The organism is Kitasatospora sp. NPDC092948 (assembly GCF_044754805.1).
Lineage (GTDB): Bacteria > Actinomycetota > Actinomycetes > Streptomycetales > Streptomycetaceae > Kitasatospora.
In genome coordinates this window covers 37,137-54,026 of record NZ_JBIVPU010000023.1, presented here as the reverse complement: position 1 = coordinate 54,026, position 16,890 = coordinate 37,137, and the positions used below count along the sequence as shown (strand labels likewise).

Below are 16,890 nucleotides of genomic sequence, written 5' to 3'. Positions count from 1 at the left end.
CCCGAACGCATCGGTGCCCGGCCGCCAGTGGCGGCCGGGCACCGATGCGTCGCGACTGCTCCGTCAGCTCTGCCGGCGGCGGCGCTCCAGGTCACGGGCGACGGTCGCACCGCCGGCCAGGCCGGCCACCAGCAGGACGCCGGCGCCGACCACGAAGGTACCGGTCCGCCGGTCCCGGTCGGCCTGCGTCTCCTCCAGGCCGGCCGGCTGCGCGATCAGCGCGGCGGAGTCCAGCTTGGTCGGCGCATCCGGGTGCGGGGACGCCTCGGGCTCGCCCGAGAACGAGACCGCCTTGACCGGGTCGACCACGCCCCAGCCGATCCACTTGTTGCGGCCGTGCTCGGTCCGCTGGGCGGTCTGCTCGATCACGGTGCGGATCTGCTGGGCGCTCCACTTCGGGTGCTCGCTCCGGAGCACCGCGGCCAGGCCGGCCACGTACGGCGCGGAGAAGCTGGTGCCGTTGTCGGTGCACTGGCCGGACCCGGGAACGGTCGAGAGCATGTCCACGCCCGGCGCGACCACGTCGACGAAGTCACCGTACTGCGAGAAGGGGGCCCGCTCGTTGTTGCGGTCGGACGCCCCGACGGCCAGCACGGTGTCGTACTTGGCCGGGTAGGTGGGGCCCTCGGCGCCGTCGTTGCCGGAGGACGCGACCACCACGACGTTCTGGGTCTCGGCCCGCCGCAGCGCCGCCTGCAGCGCCGGTTCCTCGGTGAACGCCGGCGCGTCGGCGGGCTTGTTCGGGTCCACCGGCACCCGGACGTCCTGCGAGATGTTGATGACGTCGGCCTTCTTGCTGAGCGCCTCGTCGATGGCCTTGATCAGCGTCTCGACACTGCCGTGGCCCTCGGAGTCGTTCTGCCGGATCGAGAGGATCGTCGCATCCTTCGCCAGGCCGACGAAGCCGACCTTGTCCCTCGGCGCGGCCGCGATGATGCCCGCCACCTTGGTGCCATGCCCGACCGGGTCGGTCACGCTGGTGCCGGGGGGCTTCTGCTGGTCGGGCTTGGTCGACTCGCCGAGCAGGTCCCGGCCGTCGAGCACCTTGCCGGGGGCGCTCAACTGCGGGTTGGCGACGTCCACGCCGGTGTCGATCACGGCGACCGTGATGCCCTTCCCGGAGTGCGTGGCCACGCCGTCCTTGTCGACGCCCCACAGCTCGTTCAGGAAGACCCGCTGGAGCGCCCACGGCACCGCCTCGACGTCCTTGTTCGCACAGTCGCCGGACGCCGCGATCGTCACCGGCGGGCTGTACGTGGACCCCGCGGAGGCCGCGGGCGAGGGCTCTGCGTAGGCGGGGGCCCCCGCGGCAGTGCCGACCACCCCGAGCACCAGCAGCACCGCGCCGGCCCGGCGCAACGATCCTGACGACACCTGAAGTCCACCCCTCATTGCTTCCACCCGTGTTGACGCGTGCCCCGTGTCACGCGCAAAGGGCGGGCGCCCAATGGGACGCCCGCCCTGAAAAGAGCGCTTATCGAGTCCCGGAGGGGACTCAGCTCCAGAGCTGCATGTTGCGGTTCTCGGTGTCCTGGTAGCTCTGCGAGGCGTTGTCCAGCGCGGTGGCGATCTGCGACAGCACCTGCTGCAGGTCGGCCGCCTTGGCGTCCCACTGCGCCTGCCGGGCCTGGTAGCCCTCCTGGGCCGAACCCTGCCACGAGCTGGCGATGCGCTGCACGCCCGCCTTCAGGTCGTCCAGCTGCGACTGAACGCGCGCGGCAGTCTGACGCACCTCCGAACCCGCGTTGGAGATGGTGTGGAAATTGACGAGAATTCCGCCGTCGGACATTTTTCTCCCCTTGTCGATGGATGCACGGCACGCCCCCACGAGGGCGCGAAATGACGGTTACCGGTTCCGGCGTCAGCCGGAGATGCCACCGACGGCAGCGCGCTGCTCTTCTTCGGTCATCGCGTAGAGCTTGGTGGTCGCCTCGATCGCCTGACGGATCTCGTCGAGCACCTTGTTCAGGGCGCTGGCGTCCTCGGTGACTCGCGTCTGCATCTGCTGGTAGGCCGTAGCCGCCTGGCCCTTCCAGCCGGAAGCGATCTCGGACACCAGGTTGTTCAGGCGGTTGATCTCGCCCTGGACCTGGGCGTTGACCTCGCCGATGCGGTTCGCGAACGCGGTCATTTCCTCCGCGGTAATCGTGAACTGACCTGCCATGATCCACCGTCCCCCATGAGACAGACTTCATCCGGGCGCCCCTGTGGCGAACGCCCGCACGGGCACCACATGGTGTGGTGCTCTGTAGCACTGTAACGGCCAAGTGCGGTTGACCCAACACCGGGTAGCGGGTAGTTACCAGACCATGACACTGAACTCCCGCACCGGCGTTGACGATCCGTCAGGCGTTCTGGGCCTGAAGTGCGGTGTTGGTGTTGAGCACCGGACCGGCCGGTACCAGCTTCGACCACCTGTCGGGCACGAACTGCGGGCTGACGGACTTGTAACCCAGCCGCGCCTGGGCCTCGTTGGTGCTCTTCTGGGCACCGCCCTGCGGGTTCGGGCTGGCGCTCGCCGCGCCGTTGCCGCCGTCGTTGTTGGCGGGCAGCGAGTAGCGCAGGCCGGAGTCGGTGATCAGGAAGTCGCTGCCGGTGCCGCCGTCGGCGCCGGGCTTGCTGCCGCCCTCCAGTGAGCGGTACAGCAGGCCGTGACCGGGCGTCACGTGCGCGCTGGCCGAGTCCGCGCTGACGTCCACCGGGTAGCTCGTGCCGGCCCACACCGAACGCTTGATCTCGTCGCCCTCGTAGCCGTTGAAGGTCGAGCAGATCACCGTGCGGGGGTCCTTCTCCGTGCGGTTGACCGCCGGGGACTTGTGGGTGGGCCAGCCCTTGAACTGCCCCGGGAGGCTCGGGACGACCTTGCTGTCGAGCTTGTTCAGGTCACCCGCGCCGAGCTGCCCGTAGGTCGGCGGCTTGCCGTCGTACGCCGCCGCCTGCGTGTTGGGGTCGTTGAACAGCAGGTTCGCCTGGAACTCGGTGATCCTGTACAGCTGCTGCGCCCCGACCAGGTAGTACTGGTCCTGGAACGTCAGGAGGCGGCCGACCTTCCTGTCCGCGGCCTGCGACAGCTCCAGCGAGGACGCGCCCGACGGGTTGCCGGCGATGTTCTGGATCCGGGGGAACACGATCGGGTCGCCGTCGTCCAGGGTGTCGATCCAGTCCTTGGTGACCCGCTGGGGCTTCACCTGCTGGCCGAAGAGCGCGCGCGTCAGGTCGCCCTTGTCGCCGTCGGTCCCCGCGGTGCCGACCGCGTGCTTCACCCCGTTGCCGTCCACCAGGTACATCGACCCCGGCGTGGCCGGCCCGCTCTGGTTCGGGATGTCCGGCTCCTGGACGAACAGCGACTGCCCGTCGCCGAGCTTCCGGTCCCCCTGGAGGGTCTTGGCGTCCGCCCCGGCCGCGATGAACACCGACTGGCCGACCACGGACTGCTTGTTGTCCTGGCCCTGCTTGTCGCACACCGACCACAGCTTCGACGCGCCCGCGTCGCCGCCCTCGGGCAGCTTGTCCGGGGCGTACGGGATGCCGATCGCCGCGCCGCGCCGCGGGTACTTGTCCAGCACCTCGTCGGCGACCGTCTGCACGGTCGCGCCCTCGGACAGCACCAGGCGGGCCGAGGACATGTTCAGCACCTGATGCAGCGTCGGCTGATTGGTCTTCGGGTCGGGCAGGATCACGTAGCGGGTCGTCGAGGACTTGCCCTGCAGGATGTACTTGCCGTTGTCCCAGTTCGGCGGCGCGCTGGGCTTGATGACACCCCACATGCCGAAGCCGGCCACCACCACGGCGCCGATCACGAAGCTCGGCAGCACCGCGCGGATCGGACGCGGCGCGTCCTCGTCGTTGCCGCCGCCCCCCGGCTGCAGGAAGGCCCCGACCATCCGCTTGCGGGCGAAGGTGTAGGCGTTCAGCTCGTCCCGGCGTGATGCCATGCTCGTCCCCGTCTCCCCTGTGTGACCCGACCAGCGGGTGTCAACGCGCTTGTGCTGTGCGTGAGTCTGCCACCCGACGGGCGTCCGGAACGGTCAACCCTCTACGATGCGACAGCAGACGGTGAGTACGGTAACGGGTAGGCTCCGACGGTCCGCCATCCGGGCCGTCGACCCGGCCCGCGGCCAACGGCCCGGAAGGCCGAGCCGCACGGGGATCTGACGGCACATCTGAAGCAGAGAGGGCAATTCGGGGGATGCCAAGCCAGTCCGCTCCAGCACGACGACGCTCCACCGCGCACGGCCGGGGGCCGGACGCCCAGGGCGGACGGCGGGCCCGCACCGCCCCGGCCGCGGCGCCCACCGGCCCGGTCGGCCTGCGGCTGCTGCCCAGGCCCGGGCTGCTCGCCAGCCGCCTGGAGCTCAAGCAAATCGTTCAACTCGAGGTCGCTGTCGCCCTGGTGGCGGTCGGCTGGTCGATCAACAAGCTGATGGCCGCGGTTCTCGCGGTGCCCGCGGTGGTGCTCGTCGTGGTGGCGCTGCTGCGCGTCGGCGGCCGCACCATGGGCGAGGGGCTCGGGGTGCGCTCCGCGTACAACTCCCGTCGCCGGGACGCGAAGTACAACGTCCCGCCGCCCGGCACCGACCCGGCGCTGGCGCCGGTGATGGAGCTGGAGCCGGCCCTGAGCACCTGCACCCACGCGATCGAGACCGACCTCGGCGACGGGCGGCCGCTGCGCCGCGAGACCGGCATGGTCGGCGACGGCACCTTCTTCACCTCGGTGCTGCTGGTGCAGTCCAAGGACCAGCCGCTGCGTCCGGGGCGCGCCAACTCCGCGCTGCCGCTGGACCTGATCTGCTCGGTCCTCCAGGTCGACGACATCCCGCTGGAGTCGGTGCAGCTGATCCAGCACACCCAGCCGGCGCCCGCGCCGCACCTGCCGGAGCACTCGCTGGCCGCGCGCGCCTACCAGCAGGCGCCCGGAGGAGTGAACACTCCGGCGCTGCGCTTGACGTGGGTCGCCATCAAGCTCGACCCGGAACGCGCCTCCACCGCCGTGCTGGCCCGCGGCGGCGGCGAGGAGGGCGCCCGCAAGGCCCTCCAGCGGGTCACCGACCAGCTCGCCGGCCGGCTGAACAGCGCCGGCTTCACCGCCACCGTGCTGGACGAGCGCGAGCTGATCGCCGCGCTGGCCATCTCGGTGTGCGCCAACCCGGTGGCGGTGGCGGGCCGTCAGGGCTCCGGCGGCGGCGGGGTCGGCGTGCGCCGGGCCCAGGAGTCCGCGAAGTTCTGCCGGATCGACGACCGCTGGCACGCCACCTACTGGATCTCCAAGTGGCCGGAGCTGACCCGGCCGGGCGCCGGCGGCGGCCGGGTCGCCGCCCCCGAGCTGGTCAACCAGCTCACCAGCACCCCGGCGGCGTTCGCCTCCACCTTCTCGGTCACCGCGACCCGCGCGATGGGCGGCTCGGTGGCGCTCAGCGGGCACGTCCGGCTGACCGCGCGCAGCGAGAGCGAGATCGCCCAGGTGGGCCGCCTGGTGGAGTCCCGCGCCCAGCACAGCGGGGCCGGGCTGACCCGCCTCGACCAGGAGCACGGCCCGGGCCTGCTCGCCACGCTGCCCCTGGGAGGGACGTCCTGATGGCCTACCAGACCTACTCCGGCCAGGCCCCGCAGCCCGTCGAGCAGCCCCGGGTGCGGGTCCGTCCCGGCTTCGGCCTGCGCGGCCCGCGCCGGGAGAAGCACGTGCTGACCCTCGACGACCTGGCGGCGCTGGCCTTCCCGGTCGGCGACGACGGCGTGGTGATCGGCCTGGACCAGCAGCAACAGCCCGCCGTGATAGGGCTGTTCCGGCCGACGCAGTACGAGGTCGTGCTGGTCGGCGGCATGTGGACGGCGCAGCTGATCGCGCTGCGCGCCGCCGCCACCGGCGCCCGGATCGCGGTGGAGACCGGCCGGCCGCAGGCGTGGGCGCCGATGGCGCAGGCGGCGGGCGGCGGGCAGCCGTGCGTGACGATCCATCAGGTCGGCCGACTGGGCGCCCAGGGCGCCTCGGTGGCGTCACCCGTCCTGGTGGTTCGCGACCTGGGCGCGCGGCCCTCGCGCAGCCGGCTGTCGGCGTCGCCGTGGCAGACCACGCTGACGGTGCTGCCGTACCTGGGTCCGAACGCGTCCCGGGTGCTGAACGCCGCCGACCTGGTCGGTCTGCAGCGGGTGTCGCCGCAGGAGGCGGAGCTGGTGGGCCGGATGCTGTCGCTGTCGTCGGGCGACGTGAACACGCTGCCGACCATGCCCGACCACATCACCCTGTGGGCGACCCGGATGCGCCGTCAGTATGTGATGACCAATCCGGGCGAGGCCGAGACCCAGGTGTTGGGCGGTCCGCGCCGCATGGACTGACGCGGTGCGGCCGGTCGGCCGCGCCGCGCGGGCCGGTCGGCCGGTGCGTCTCACGGGGGCGGTGTGCCCCGAGTGACGGACCCGCCGGCCGACCCGGTCCGATCTGCCGTCAGGTCGCGCTCCGCCTTCAGCGGACCCGCCCGGACGGCCTAGTCTTGTTGCCCGAAGGCAACCGCCGAAGCAACTTCGGCGAGAACGAGGGAGCCCCAGTGAGCAGCGATCGGGACGGCGTCTACGTTGGCGACAACGCGGCCGAGGACGACGATGACTGGTCCGATGCCCCGGACTACACGGCTCCGTCCTGGTACACCCAGAGCGCCGCTCCCGGCCCGGCCCAGCAGCCGCCCGTCCAGCAGCCGCCGGTGCAGCAACCGCCCGTCCAGCAGCCGCCGGTCCAGCAGGCCCCGGTGCAGCCGGAGGTCCAGCAGCCGCCGGTAGCGCCGCAGCCGGTCGTGCCGGAGCCGCCGCAGCCGCCGCCCGTGCAGGCGCAGGTTCCGCCGCCCGCCGAGCCGGTGGCGGCCGCGCAGCCGCCGGTCGTTCCGGGCCCCGAGCAGCAGCAGCCCGGGCCGGCCACCCACGGGCAGGGCGTACCCTTCCCGCCGCCGGTGGAGCTCGCGTCCGCGCCGCCGCCGGTGCAGGAGCACCCGCAGCAGCAGCCTCCGCCGCCGGTGTATCCGCAGCAGCAGGTGCAGCAGCCGCCGGTGCAGCAGCCCGCGCCGCCGCAGTGGCCCAACCAGCCGCAGCAGCCGCAGCCGTACCCGCAGCAGGGTCAGCAGCCGCCCGTCCAGCAGCCGCCGGCCTACCCCCAGCAGGGGGCCCAGCAGGGTCAGCAGCAGTGGGGCGGGCAGCCGCCGGCCGATCCGCGGGCGGGCGGCTGGCCGCAGCAGCAGGCCGGTCCCGGCCCGGCGTACCAGCAGCACAACGGCGCGCAGAACGCCCCGCAGGCCCCCGCGCAGTTCCAGCAGCCGGGTCCGCAGGCGGCGGCGCACGGCGCGGCGCTCGGGTACACGGCGGCGGTGGAGCTCTCCTCGGACCGGCTGCTGCGCGGCCAGCCGAAGGTGCAGAAGCAGTCCCGGTTCCAGTTCGGCGGGAAGTCGGCGCAGGCCGGCAAGCAGCAGAAGCTGGAGCTGATCCGGCATCCGGTGACGACCTGCTACCGGATCGCGGTGATCAGCCTCAAGGGCGGCGTCGGCAAGACCACGACCACCACCTCGCTGGGTGCGACGCTCGCCAGCGAGCGGCAGGACAAGGTCATCGCGATCGACGCGAACCCGGACGCGGGCACCCTGGGCCGCCGCATCAAGCGGCAGACCGGGGCGACCATCCGCGACCTGGTGACGGCGATCCCGCACGTGCGCAACTACATGGACATCCGTCAGTTCACCTCGCAGGACCCGAACTCGGGCCTGGAGATCGTCGCCAACGACGTCGACCCGGCGGTCTCCACCACCTTCGACGACTCGGACTACCGCCAGGTCATCCAGGTGCTCGGGCAGCACTACCCGATCATCCTGACCGACTCCGGCACCGGTCTGCTGTACTCGGCGATGCGCGGCGTGCTCGACCTGGCGGACCAGCTGATCGTGGTCGCCACGCCCAGCGTGGACGGTGCGTCCAGCGCCTCCACCACGCTGGACTGGCTGTCCGCGCACGGTTACGCGGACCTGGTGCAGCGGTCGATCACGGTGGTCTCCGGAGTGCGCGAGACCAGCAAGATGATCAAGATCGAGGACATCGTGGCGCACTTCCAGACCCGCTGCCGCGGCGTCGTGGTGGTGCCGTTCGACGAGAGCCTGGCGGCCGGCGCCGAGGTCAACCTGGCGATGATGCGGCCCAAGGTCCGGGACGCCTACTTCGAGCTGGCCGCGCTGGTCGGCGAGGACATCGCCCGGGCGCAGCAGCAGGGCGGCTGGCAGGCCCAGCAACAGCAGCAGTACCAGCAGCAGCCGTACCCGCAGCAGGGCGGCGTCCCGCCGCAGCAGCAGCCGTACCCGCAGCAGTACCCGCAGCAGGGCGGCTACCCGGCGGCCGGCCAGCCGTGGCAGCAGCCGCCGCAGCAGCCGTACCCGCAGCAGGGGGCGCCGCAGCAGCCCGGCGGATACCCGCCGCAGGGTCCGCCGCAGCAGCCCGGCTACGGCTACCCGCCGCCGCACGAGGCCCCGCCTCCGGGCTACGGGTACCCGCCGCAGCACGGCTGAGCGCACATCGGGAAGCCCCCCGCGAAAGGTTCTTCGCGGGGGGCTTCCTGACGTTCCGTCGACCGGTCAGGGGCGCGCGGTGAGGTCCCGGGCGCGCTTGACGTCCTCGGCCATCCGCTCCAGCAGGGCGTCGATGCTGTCGAACTTCTCCATGCCGCGCAGCCAGCTGAGGAAGTCGACCGCGACGTGCTTGCCGTACAGGTCGAGGCCGACCCGGTCGATGGCGTACGCCTCGACGGTGCGGGTGGTGCCGTCGAAGGTCGGGTTGGTGCCGACCGAGATCGCGGCGGGCATGGTCTCGCCGTCGGCGGTCAGCCAGCCCGCGTACACGCCGTCGGCGGGGATCGCCGAGTGCGGCACGGTGTCCACGTTGGCGGTGGGGTAGCCGAGTTCGCGGCCGCGCTGGGCACCCCGGACGACCTCGCCCTCGACCCGGTGCGGGCGGCCCAGGACCTCGGCGACGCCCGCCATGTCGCCGGCCGCGACCAGGCGGCGGCACAGGCTGGAGGAGAACGGCTCGCCGTCGCCGGCGGCGCCGCGCACCTGCAGGTCGAGCACCTCGACCGCGAAGTCGTCGGCCCGGCCGAGCTCGGCGAGCAGCTCGACGTTGCCCGCGGCGCGGTGCCCGAAGCGGAAGTTCGGGCCCTCCACCACGGCCTTCGCGTGCAGTGCGTCGACCAGCACCGACTGCACGAAGTACTCCGGCGACTCCTTCGAGAACTCGGCGGTGAACGGCAGCACCAGCACGGCGTCCACGCCGAGCTGCTCGACCAGTTCGGCCCGCCGCGGCTGCGGGGCGAGCAGCGGCGGGTGGCTGCCGGGGCGGACCACCTCGCTGGGGTGCGGGTCGAAGGTGACGACGACCGACCTCGCCCCCAGCTCCCCGGCCAGCTCGACCACCCGATTGATGATCAACTGGTGTCCGCGGTGGACCCCGTCGAACGATCCGATGGTGACGACGCTGCGCCCCCAGTCCCCGGGGATCTCCTCCAGGCCGTGCCAGCGCTGCACCTGACCGCTCCTTGTTCCTACGGTGTGCACACCCGGTGCACTCGAAAGACCGAAACCGAACTCCTATAGCGTGCCATGCGACCGGCCCTGTCCAGGCACCGGAAGGCCCCCCGTGTGACCGGTCAGACGGACGCCGGGGCGGTCCACCTGCCGTTCGGCCTCCGCGGCGGCGTACTGCGGGTCGCGGCCGGCCGCGGTGAGCGTCCGCATCGTGGCCAGTCGGGGCCCGTCGGGCGGCGGCGCGACGTCGGCGGGCCAGTCGGCCAGCAGCCGGGCGAAACCCGCCCAGCGGCCCGCGCAGCGCACCAGGACGGCGTCCGCCCCGGGCCAGCGGTCGGCGATCCGGCGCAGCAACTCGCGCACCCGGGACGGCGGATGACCGGCGTGCCGGGCCGCCAGCGCCTCCACCACGGCGCCCAGCACCGCGTGGTCCTGCTCGGCGGCCAGCAGGGCGTCCAGCAGCCCCGCACGGCCCGTTCCGGGGGCGGCCAGCACCGGCGCGAAGCGGGCCCGGGCGGCCGGCCCGGCGGCGAGCACCGCGGGCAGCAGCGGGCGGCCGTCCTGCCCGGCGTCCAGCAGCCGGTCCAGATGGTCGGCGACCTGCCCGGCCCGCTCGGGCTGTTCGCGCAGCAGCTCGGCCGCGAGCAGCACCCCGGAGCGCACCACCGCCGGGTCCGCCGCCCGGTCGAGCGCCCGCAGCCCGTCGCCGGCCCGCGGCCCGGGCCGCCGCAGCCGCTCGCGGACCGCCACCAGCACCTGGGCCGGGTACTCCTCGACCAGGTCGGCCAGCACCTCCTCGGTGAGGAACGGGTCGCCCGCGCGGTAGGCGGCCAGCGCCGCCGGCAGGTGTTCGGCCCGGGCCTGCGGGTCGCGCACCAGCAGCGCCAGCGCCGCGCCGTGCAGGGCCGGTTCGTCGTCCCTGGCCAGCAGGGTGCGGGCGGCCAGCCGCAGCAGCTGCGCGCCCGAGCCGCCCGCGTGCGGGGCGGTGCGCAGGGCGTGCACGGCGGCCGCGACGTGCCGTTCGGGGCGCGGGTCGTGGCTCCACCGGTCGACGGCCCGGCACAGCGCGGACGGCTCCCGCTCGGCGAGCCGCCCGAGCAGCGCGTCGGCCCGCGGGTGCGCGGCGGCGACCAGTGCCTCCGTCAACTCGTCCAGGGCCAGCGCCCGGTGTTCGAACAGCAGGGTGTCGGCGAGGTCGGCGGCGGCCGGTCCGGCGTGCTCGTACCAGCCGCACAGCAGCGGCAGCACGGTGTGCGGGTCGGCGGCCAGCAGCTCCGCGACGCCGCTGCGCACCGCCTCCGCCCGGTCGGCCGGGCCGGCCGGGTCGTCGACGAGCCGGCCGAGCAGGGCGACCCGGTCGGCGGCGGGCAGCGGCAGGCCGGCCCAGAACGCCGGGCCGAAGCGCTCGTCCCACCCGGCCCGGCCGGTCAGCTGCTCCAGCAGCTCGCGGTGCGCGCCGGGGTCGGGGCTGCCGGCGATCCCGGCGGTCAGCAGTCTGCCCGCCCACCAGTCGGGGTCGCCGCCGGGCTCGGCGCGCTCCAGCGCCAGCCGGATCCGGTGCAGCCACCCGTCCAGCGCGCCCGCGCCGCGCGCCGCGCCGACCCGGCGCAGCGCCCCCACCACCACGCCGACCCGGGCCCGGCCGACCGCGCCCTGCCGGCCCTTCGCCCCGCCGGCGGCCGCGGGCGGCAGGACGTTGCGGGCCGTCGGGTCGCCCGGGGACCCGCCGCCGGCCGTCGCCCGGTCCTCCGCGAGCAGCAGGCGCAGCGCCGCGTCCAGGTCCAGGTGCAGGCTCTGCAGCCACTCCCCCCACTCCTCGTGGCCGGAGCGGTGGCCGGTGCCCGCCGGGACCAGCAGGCGCTCCTCGTGGACGGCCCGGGCCCAGCCGCCGGCGGCCGGGAACAGCCGGTCGAACTCGTCGGCGGACAGCGCCCCGTCGCCCGCGCCGAGCATCAGCCGGGCGGCCTCGTGCAGCCGGCCGGCGACGGCGGCGGCCAGCCGGCGCACCTGCCTGGTGTCCTCGCCGGGCGGGACGGGGCCGCCGCGCCGGTGGCGGCGCTGGCCGCCGGGGGCGTGGGCGACCCGGCGGGCGACGGTCAGGCAGGCCAGGTCCAGCCAGCCGTCGAAGAGTTCGGTGCGGTCGGCGACCGGGCCGTGCACGCCCGCGCCGCGCAGGTCGCCGGCCAGCCGCAGCGCCAGCGGGTGGCCGCGGTCGGCGGGGCCGAGGAAGGCCTCGGGCAGCCCGTAGCGCCGCCCGGCCCGGGCCGCGGCGTCGTCGGTGAGCGGGCCCAGCCAGAGCGCCCGGGCGGCGGCCCGCCAGGGGCCGAGCTGGTGCCAGCCGTCCGGGCGGCAGGCGACCAGGGCGCGGGCGCGGTGGGTGCGCAGCCACTCCAGGGCGCCGGCCAGCCAGTGCGCGGAGAGCGCCCGCTGGGCCTCCTCGGGCCCGTCCAGCACCACCAGCAGCGGGCGGCCGCCGTCCGCGCACCGTTCGGCGAGCTCCGCGGGGCAGACCTCGGGGACGCCCAACTGCCGTGCTGCGGCGACGAGTCGGCGGTGCAGGGTGTCGCCGATGGCGCGGTCGCCGAGGGCCAGGTCGGCGCCGCGCAGCCAGAGCGTGGGCAGTGGTTCGGCGGCGCCGGCCCGGCGGACGGCGAGGGCGGCGAGTTCGGTGGTGCGCCCGCTGCCGGAGTCGCCGAGCAGCACGGTGAGGGTGTCCTGCGGCTCCTCGCCGCTGAGGCCGTCGGGCCGGTCGATGCGGTCGGCGGCGAGTCGGGTGATCCGGCCGGGCCCGGCGGTGGCGGCGTCCAGTTGAGCGGCCGTCAGGCGCAGCCCGCCGGCCAGGTTGAGGGCCCGGCCGAACGCGGGCACGCCGGAGGCGTTGCGGGCCAGCAGCAGGCCGAGCGGGCCGTCCCCCGGCGGGCCGTCGAAGGACAGCGGGACGGCGGCCACCCCGGCCCCGCCGGCGGTGCGCACCCGGGGGGCGACGACGGCCACGACGGCGCCGGTGTCCGGGTCGAGCACGGGCGCGCCGGCCACCGGCGCCACCGCGAGGTCGAGCAGCAGCACGCCCGGCACCGTCCGGGTCTGCGCGCCGTCCCCGCAGCGGCCGTTCTCCCGGCCGAGCAGGCCGCCGCGGGCCAGCACGGGCGCGCCGTCCTCGCGGCGCTGGTGCGGGACCACGACGGGGCCGCCGGGCTCGCCCCGCCCGATCGCCAGCGCGCGGCCCGGCACCCCGCCGACCGCCGCGGTCCGCAGCAGCGCGAGGCCGCGTTCGGGCAGCAGGTCGACGCTCTCCGGGCCGAGCACCCTGGACTGGCCGCCCGGGGTGTGCAGCACCAGCCTGGGCAGGCCCGCCACCGCCTCGTGCGCGGTCACCACCGTGCCCTGCCGGTCGGCGACGAACCCGAGCCCGCACAGCCGTCCCTGCACGTCCAGGATCCGCATCAGCCCGTGCGCCGGGTCGCCCGCGAAGCCGGCGCTCGCGCCCTCGCCCATCCCGCCAGTCCTCCCGCCGCTCTGCCGGCCGCTGTTCCGGCCGCCGGTCAGCCTGCCCCCCACCAGCCCCACAGCACCCCGCGCGCCCCGCTCACCACACCCGTTCACCTCACGCGCCCCCGGCGACACGCCGCGCACCGCCGCTGCGGCGCCGAAAAACCGTGGGCCGGGTGGCGGTCGGGCTGGCAGCATCCCCGCATGGACGTCCGCCTCGCCCCCTGGTCCGACTCCCACTTCGACCTGCTGGAGCACATCAACACGCCGGTGATGCGCCGTCATGTCGGCGGCCCGGAGAGCCCGGAGCAGCTGCTGCACCGCCACCGCCGCTACCTGGACCTCCCGGCGCTCGGCGGCGCCATGTTCGCGGTGCTGGCCGACGGCGCTCCGGCCGGTTCGATCGCCTTCCACCGCCGCGCGTGGCAGGGCGAGGAGATCTACGAGACCGGCTGGAACGTCCTGCCCGAGTTCCAGGGCCGCGGCCTCGCGCTCGCCGCCGGCCGCCTGATGCTGGCCGTGCTCCGCGAGCTCACCGCCGCCGACCTCACCGCCCCCAGCACGCTGCACGCCTTCCCGGCCGTCGACAACGCCCCGTCCAACGCCCTCTGCGCCCGCCTCGGCTTCACCGACGCCGGGCCCTGCGACTTCGAGTACCCGCAGCGTTCGGGGCGCTTCCTGCACAGCAACGACTGGCGCCTCGCGCTGCGCCGGGACGCCGAACGGCCCCGGCGGAGAATCTCTCCACCGGGGCCGCCGCAGCCGGATTGACGAATCGTCAGCCGACGAACACCGCGACCGGCTTGGCCTTGCCGGCCTGCTCCTCGACCAGCGCCAGGAAGCGGCCGTCCGGGTCGAAGACCGCGATCGGGCCGTCCACGCCGAGGCCCGGGGCGGGCAGCCGCATGCCGTTGGAGAGCAGCTTGGCCTGCTCGGCGTCGATGTCCCAGCGGGGGAAGGCGGCCGCGGCGGCGTCCGCGATCGGCAGCACCTCCAGCTTCTCCTCCAGCTGCTCCAGGGTGTGCGCGGACTCGACCGCGTACGGGCCGACCTTGGTGCGGCGCAGCATGGTCAGGTGGCCGCCGACGCCGAGCGCGGCGCCCAGGTCGCGGGCCAGCGCGCGGATGTAGGTGCCGGAGGAGCACTCCACGGTCACGTCGAGGTCGAGCACCGGGGTGCCGTCCTCGGCGACCGCGGGCCGCACCTCGTGCACCGTGAAGGAGTGCACGGTGGTCGGCCGGGCGGCGAGTTCGAAGTCCTCGCCCTCGCGGACCCGCGCGTACGAGCGCTTGCCGTCGATCTTGATGGCGCTGACCTTGGACGGCACCTGCATGATCTCGCCGGTGAGCTCCGCGATCCCGGCGTCGATCGCCTCCCGCGCCACCCCGTCCGCCGGGGTGGCGGCGGTGACGTCGCCCTCCCGGTCGTCGGTGACGGTGGTCTGCCCGAGCCGGATCGTGGCGTCGTACGTCTTGGCGGTGAGCATCAGGTGCCCGAGCAGCCGGGTGGCCCGCTCGACGCCGATCACCAGCACGCCGGTGGCCATCGGGTCGAGGGTGCCGGCGTGCCCGACCTTGCGGGTGCCGGCCAGCCACCGGAGCTTGGCGACCACGCCGTGCGAGGTGATGCCTTCCGGCTTGTCGACGATGACCAGCCCGTCGGGGCCCGTCCCTTTACGCTTCATCGCTCTATCGTTTCATTCCCTGCGCGGTCGCTTCCGCGACCGGTGAAAAGCCCACCGAACCGGACGAGCCTAGCTAGCCCGCGTTCTCTTCCGCCAATGCCGCCCGGAACCGCTCGACGGTCTCCGGCACCCCGGCCCGGGCGGAGAACCCGGCCGCGAAGACGTGCCCGCCGCCGTCCAGCCGGGCGCACACCGCGGCCACGTCGACCGCGCCGCGGGAGCGGCAGGAGCCGCGCAGCGTGCCGTCCGGGTCCTGCTTGAGCACCAGCGCGACGTCCGCCTCGGCGGGCTTGCGCAGCACGTCGATCAGGCCCTCGATCTCCTCCACGGTGACGCCGAACAGCGCCAGGTCCTGGTACGGCACCCAGGTCCACACCAGCCCGTGCCCGCCGGCCTCCTCGGGTTCGAACACGGCGCGGTCCAGCGCCCCGGCGAGCACCTTCAGGTAGCCGAACGAGGTGGTGTCCCACAGTTGACGGGAGATCAGGTCGTGCCGGATCCCGGTGGCCAGCATCCGCCCGGCCATCTCGTGGGTGGCGGGCGTGGTGGCCCGGTACTTGAACGAGCCGGTGTCGGTGGCGATGCCGGTGTACAGGCAGGCCGCGATCGACCGGTCCGGCGGGACGTGCAGCCGGCGCAGCAGTTCGTCGACCAGCACCGCGGTGGCGGGCGCGGACGGGTCGATCAGCCGGACGTCGCCGAAGCCCGGGTTGGAGGCGTGGTGGTCGAAGACGACCAGCGCGCCGGCCGCGAAGGCGTTGTCGCGCAGCAGGCCGAGCCGCTCCTCGGAGGCGGCGTCGAAGGCCAGCACCAGCGCGGGCGCGGCGGGCACCGCGGCGGCCGGGACGATCATTTCCTGCCCGGGCAGGAAGGACAGCGACTCGGGGATGATCTGCGGGTCCTCGCCGAACGACACCCGCACCCGCTTGCCGAGACCGCGCAGCGCCAGCGCGGCGGCCAGCGCGGAGCCCAGCGCGTCCCCGTCCGGGCAGATGTGGCAGATCAGGTCGATCTCTTCGGCGCCCGCGATCAGTTCGACGGCCCGCGCCCACGCGGCCTCGAACGGCCCCGACGACCCGTTGCGCGGGCCCGGAAGCACCGCGAGGGCGGTCTCCACCTCAACAGTGGAGACCGCCCCCGCGGCACCGGACTCGGCCGGCTTCCCGGCCGTGGTCACTCGTCCTCGTCGTCGTCGCGGGCCGCCTTGTACGGGTCGGCGTCGCCGGCGTAGGTGGCCCCGGCGGCCGCGGTGCGGACCGCGGCGTCGGAGACCCGGGCCTTGTCCAGCAGGTCGTCGATGTTCCGGGCGTTGTCCGGAAGCGCGTCGGCGACGAAGGTCAGGGTCGGCGTGAACCGCACCCCGGTCTGCTTGCCGACCTCGGAGCGCAGGATGCCCTTGGCGCTCTCCAGCGCGGCCGCGCTGGACTCCCGCTCGGTCTCGTCGCCGTAGACGGTGTAGAAGACGGTGGCCTCGCGCAGGTCACCCGTCACCCGGGCGTCGGTGATGGTGACGTACCCGAGTCGCGGATCCTTGATCCGCCGCTGCAGGGTCTCCGCCACGACCACCTGAATGCGGTCGGCGAGCTTGCGCGCCCTTGCGGTGTCGGTCACGTTGCCTTGCCTCCTCGTGCAGTAGGCGCGGTACCCGGGTCATGACCTCGACCCGGTGGGGCCCTCTCCCCAACGTACCCGCCCGCGCCCAGCCTTGTGGGCGCTCTCGGTCCGGTGCGGGTGTGACGGTAGTGACGCCCGCAGGTCATTCGTCGTCGTCGTGGTGGTGCCGCCTCCTCGCGGAGAGCAGCATCACCTCGGGGCGGCCGGCGACAAGCCGCTCACAGCTGTCCAGGATCTCGTTGACGTACCCGGCGTCGCCGGACACCACCGCACAGCCGATCTCGGCCCTGCGGTGCAGATCCTGGTTCCCGACCTCTGCGGCGCACACGCTGTACTTGCGCTGCAGTTCGGCCACGATGGGCCGCACGATCGACCGCTTCTCCTTCAGCGAGTGGACGTCGCCGAGGAGCAGGTCGAAGGTGAGAGTTCCTACGTACATGGAGTGACAGGCCTGGCCGGCCTGGGGGCCTCGAAGGATTCCCGACAGCCAGGACCCTAACAGCGCGGCCGGGGCCGGCCAACGGGATAACTGCACCCCGTCGGCCGACCCCGGTCAGCAGC

At 74.2% G+C, this 16,890-nt stretch carries 14 protein-coding genes; 4 read left to right on the top strand and 10 right to left on the bottom strand.

Annotation, left to right across the window (positions count from 1 at the left end):
• Nucleotides 1-63: 63 nt before the first annotated feature.
• The 4 genes from mycP to eccB form a co-directional block, all read right to left on the bottom strand.
• Nucleotides 64-1,392, bottom strand: coding sequence for a type VII secretion-associated serine protease mycosin (gene mycP / locus ACIQF6_RS35100; protein ID WP_400902698.1), 1,329 nt, complete (start codon nucleotides 1,390-1,392; stop codon nucleotides 64-66).
• A 103-nt stretch (nucleotides 1,393-1,495) separates the two neighbouring features.
• Nucleotides 1,496-1,789 (bottom strand): WXG100 family type VII secretion target, encoded by a 294-nt coding sequence (locus ACIQF6_RS35095; protein ID WP_400902695.1) that lies wholly within the window; start codon nucleotides 1,787-1,789, stop codon nucleotides 1,496-1,498.
• Between the two features lie 72 nt (nucleotides 1,790-1,861).
• Nucleotides 1,862-2,164 carry a WXG100 family type VII secretion target gene (locus tag ACIQF6_RS35090; RefSeq protein WP_400902693.1) on the bottom strand — a complete coding sequence of 101 codons (303 nt, stop codon included), beginning with the start codon at nucleotides 2,162-2,164 and terminating at the stop codon, nucleotides 1,862-1,864.
• A 181-nt stretch (nucleotides 2,165-2,345) separates the two neighbouring features.
• Nucleotides 2,346-3,935: a type VII secretion protein EccB gene (eccB, locus tag ACIQF6_RS35085; RefSeq protein WP_400902690.1), complete on the bottom strand. Its 1,590-nt coding sequence runs from the start codon at nucleotides 3,933-3,935 to the stop codon at nucleotides 2,346-2,348.
• 254 nt (nucleotides 3,936-4,189) lie between these two features.
• Here eccB and eccE point away from each other — a divergent pair, with 254 nt between their 5' ends.
• The 3 genes from eccE (at nucleotide 4,190) to ACIQF6_RS35070 (ending at nucleotide 8,531) form a co-directional block, all read left to right on the top strand.
• Nucleotides 4,190-5,575, top strand: coding sequence for a type VII secretion protein EccE (gene eccE, locus ACIQF6_RS35080; RefSeq protein WP_400902687.1), 1,386 nt, complete (start codon nucleotides 4,190-4,192; stop codon nucleotides 5,573-5,575).
• Nucleotides 5,575-6,333, top strand: a complete 759-nt coding sequence (locus ACIQF6_RS35075; RefSeq protein WP_400902684.1) for a hypothetical protein — start codon at nucleotides 5,575-5,577, stop codon at nucleotides 6,331-6,333. Before eccE ends, ACIQF6_RS35075 begins: the two co-directional genes overlap by 1 nt.
• Nucleotides 6,334-6,542: 209 nt before the next feature.
• Nucleotides 6,543-8,531, top strand: coding sequence for an AAA family ATPase (locus tag ACIQF6_RS35070; protein WP_400902681.1), 1,989 nt, complete (start codon nucleotides 6,543-6,545; stop codon nucleotides 8,529-8,531).
• A 66-nt stretch (nucleotides 8,532-8,597) separates the two neighbouring features.
• Here the strand turns inward: ACIQF6_RS35070 and ACIQF6_RS35065 are convergent, their stop codons facing one another.
• Both ACIQF6_RS35065 and ACIQF6_RS35060 read right to left on the bottom strand, forming a co-directional pair.
• The gene (locus ACIQF6_RS35065) at nucleotides 8,598-9,542 is read right to left on the bottom strand and encodes a bifunctional riboflavin kinase/FAD synthetase (protein WP_400902678.1); all 945 of its coding nucleotides are present in this window, start codon (nucleotides 9,540-9,542) and stop codon (nucleotides 8,598-8,600) included.
• Nucleotides 9,543-9,605: 63 nt separating this feature from the next.
• Nucleotides 9,606-13,037 carry a serine protease gene (locus ACIQF6_RS35060; protein WP_400902675.1) on the bottom strand — a complete coding sequence of 1,144 codons (3,432 nt, stop codon included), beginning with the start codon at nucleotides 13,035-13,037 and terminating at the stop codon, nucleotides 9,606-9,608.
• Nucleotides 13,038-13,235: 198 nt separating this feature from the next.
• On the opposite strand from ACIQF6_RS35060, the gene ACIQF6_RS35055 reads away from it, so the two are divergent.
• Nucleotides 13,236-13,802, top strand: coding sequence for a GNAT family N-acetyltransferase (locus ACIQF6_RS35055; protein WP_400902673.1), 567 nt, complete (start codon nucleotides 13,236-13,238; stop codon nucleotides 13,800-13,802).
• A 7-nt stretch (nucleotides 13,803-13,809) separates the two neighbouring features.
• On the opposite strand, the gene truB is transcribed toward ACIQF6_RS35055, so the two are convergent.
• The 4 genes from truB to ACIQF6_RS35035 all read right to left on the bottom strand — a co-directional run bounded on the left by truB (nucleotide 13,810) and on the right by ACIQF6_RS35035 (nucleotide 16,768).
• A complete protein-coding gene (truB, locus tag ACIQF6_RS35050) occupies nucleotides 13,810-14,715 on the bottom strand; it encodes a tRNA pseudouridine(55) synthase TruB (RefSeq protein ID WP_400902670.1) in 906 nt (301 codons plus the stop codon).
• 73 nt (nucleotides 14,716-14,788) lie between these two features.
• Nucleotides 14,789-15,892, bottom strand: coding sequence for a bifunctional oligoribonuclease/PAP phosphatase NrnA (locus tag ACIQF6_RS35045; protein ID WP_400902667.1), 1,104 nt, complete (start codon nucleotides 15,890-15,892; stop codon nucleotides 14,789-14,791).
• A complete protein-coding gene (gene rbfA / locus ACIQF6_RS35040) occupies nucleotides 15,889-16,326 on the bottom strand; it encodes a 30S ribosome-binding factor RbfA (protein ID WP_400902665.1) in 438 nt (145 codons plus the stop codon). Before rbfA ends, ACIQF6_RS35045 begins: the two co-directional genes overlap by 4 nt.
• 145 nt (nucleotides 16,327-16,471) lie before the next feature.
• Nucleotides 16,472-16,768, bottom strand: a complete 297-nt coding sequence (locus tag ACIQF6_RS35035; protein ID WP_043909696.1) for a DUF503 domain-containing protein — start codon at nucleotides 16,766-16,768, stop codon at nucleotides 16,472-16,474.
• Nucleotides 16,769-16,890 lie beyond the last annotated feature (122 nt).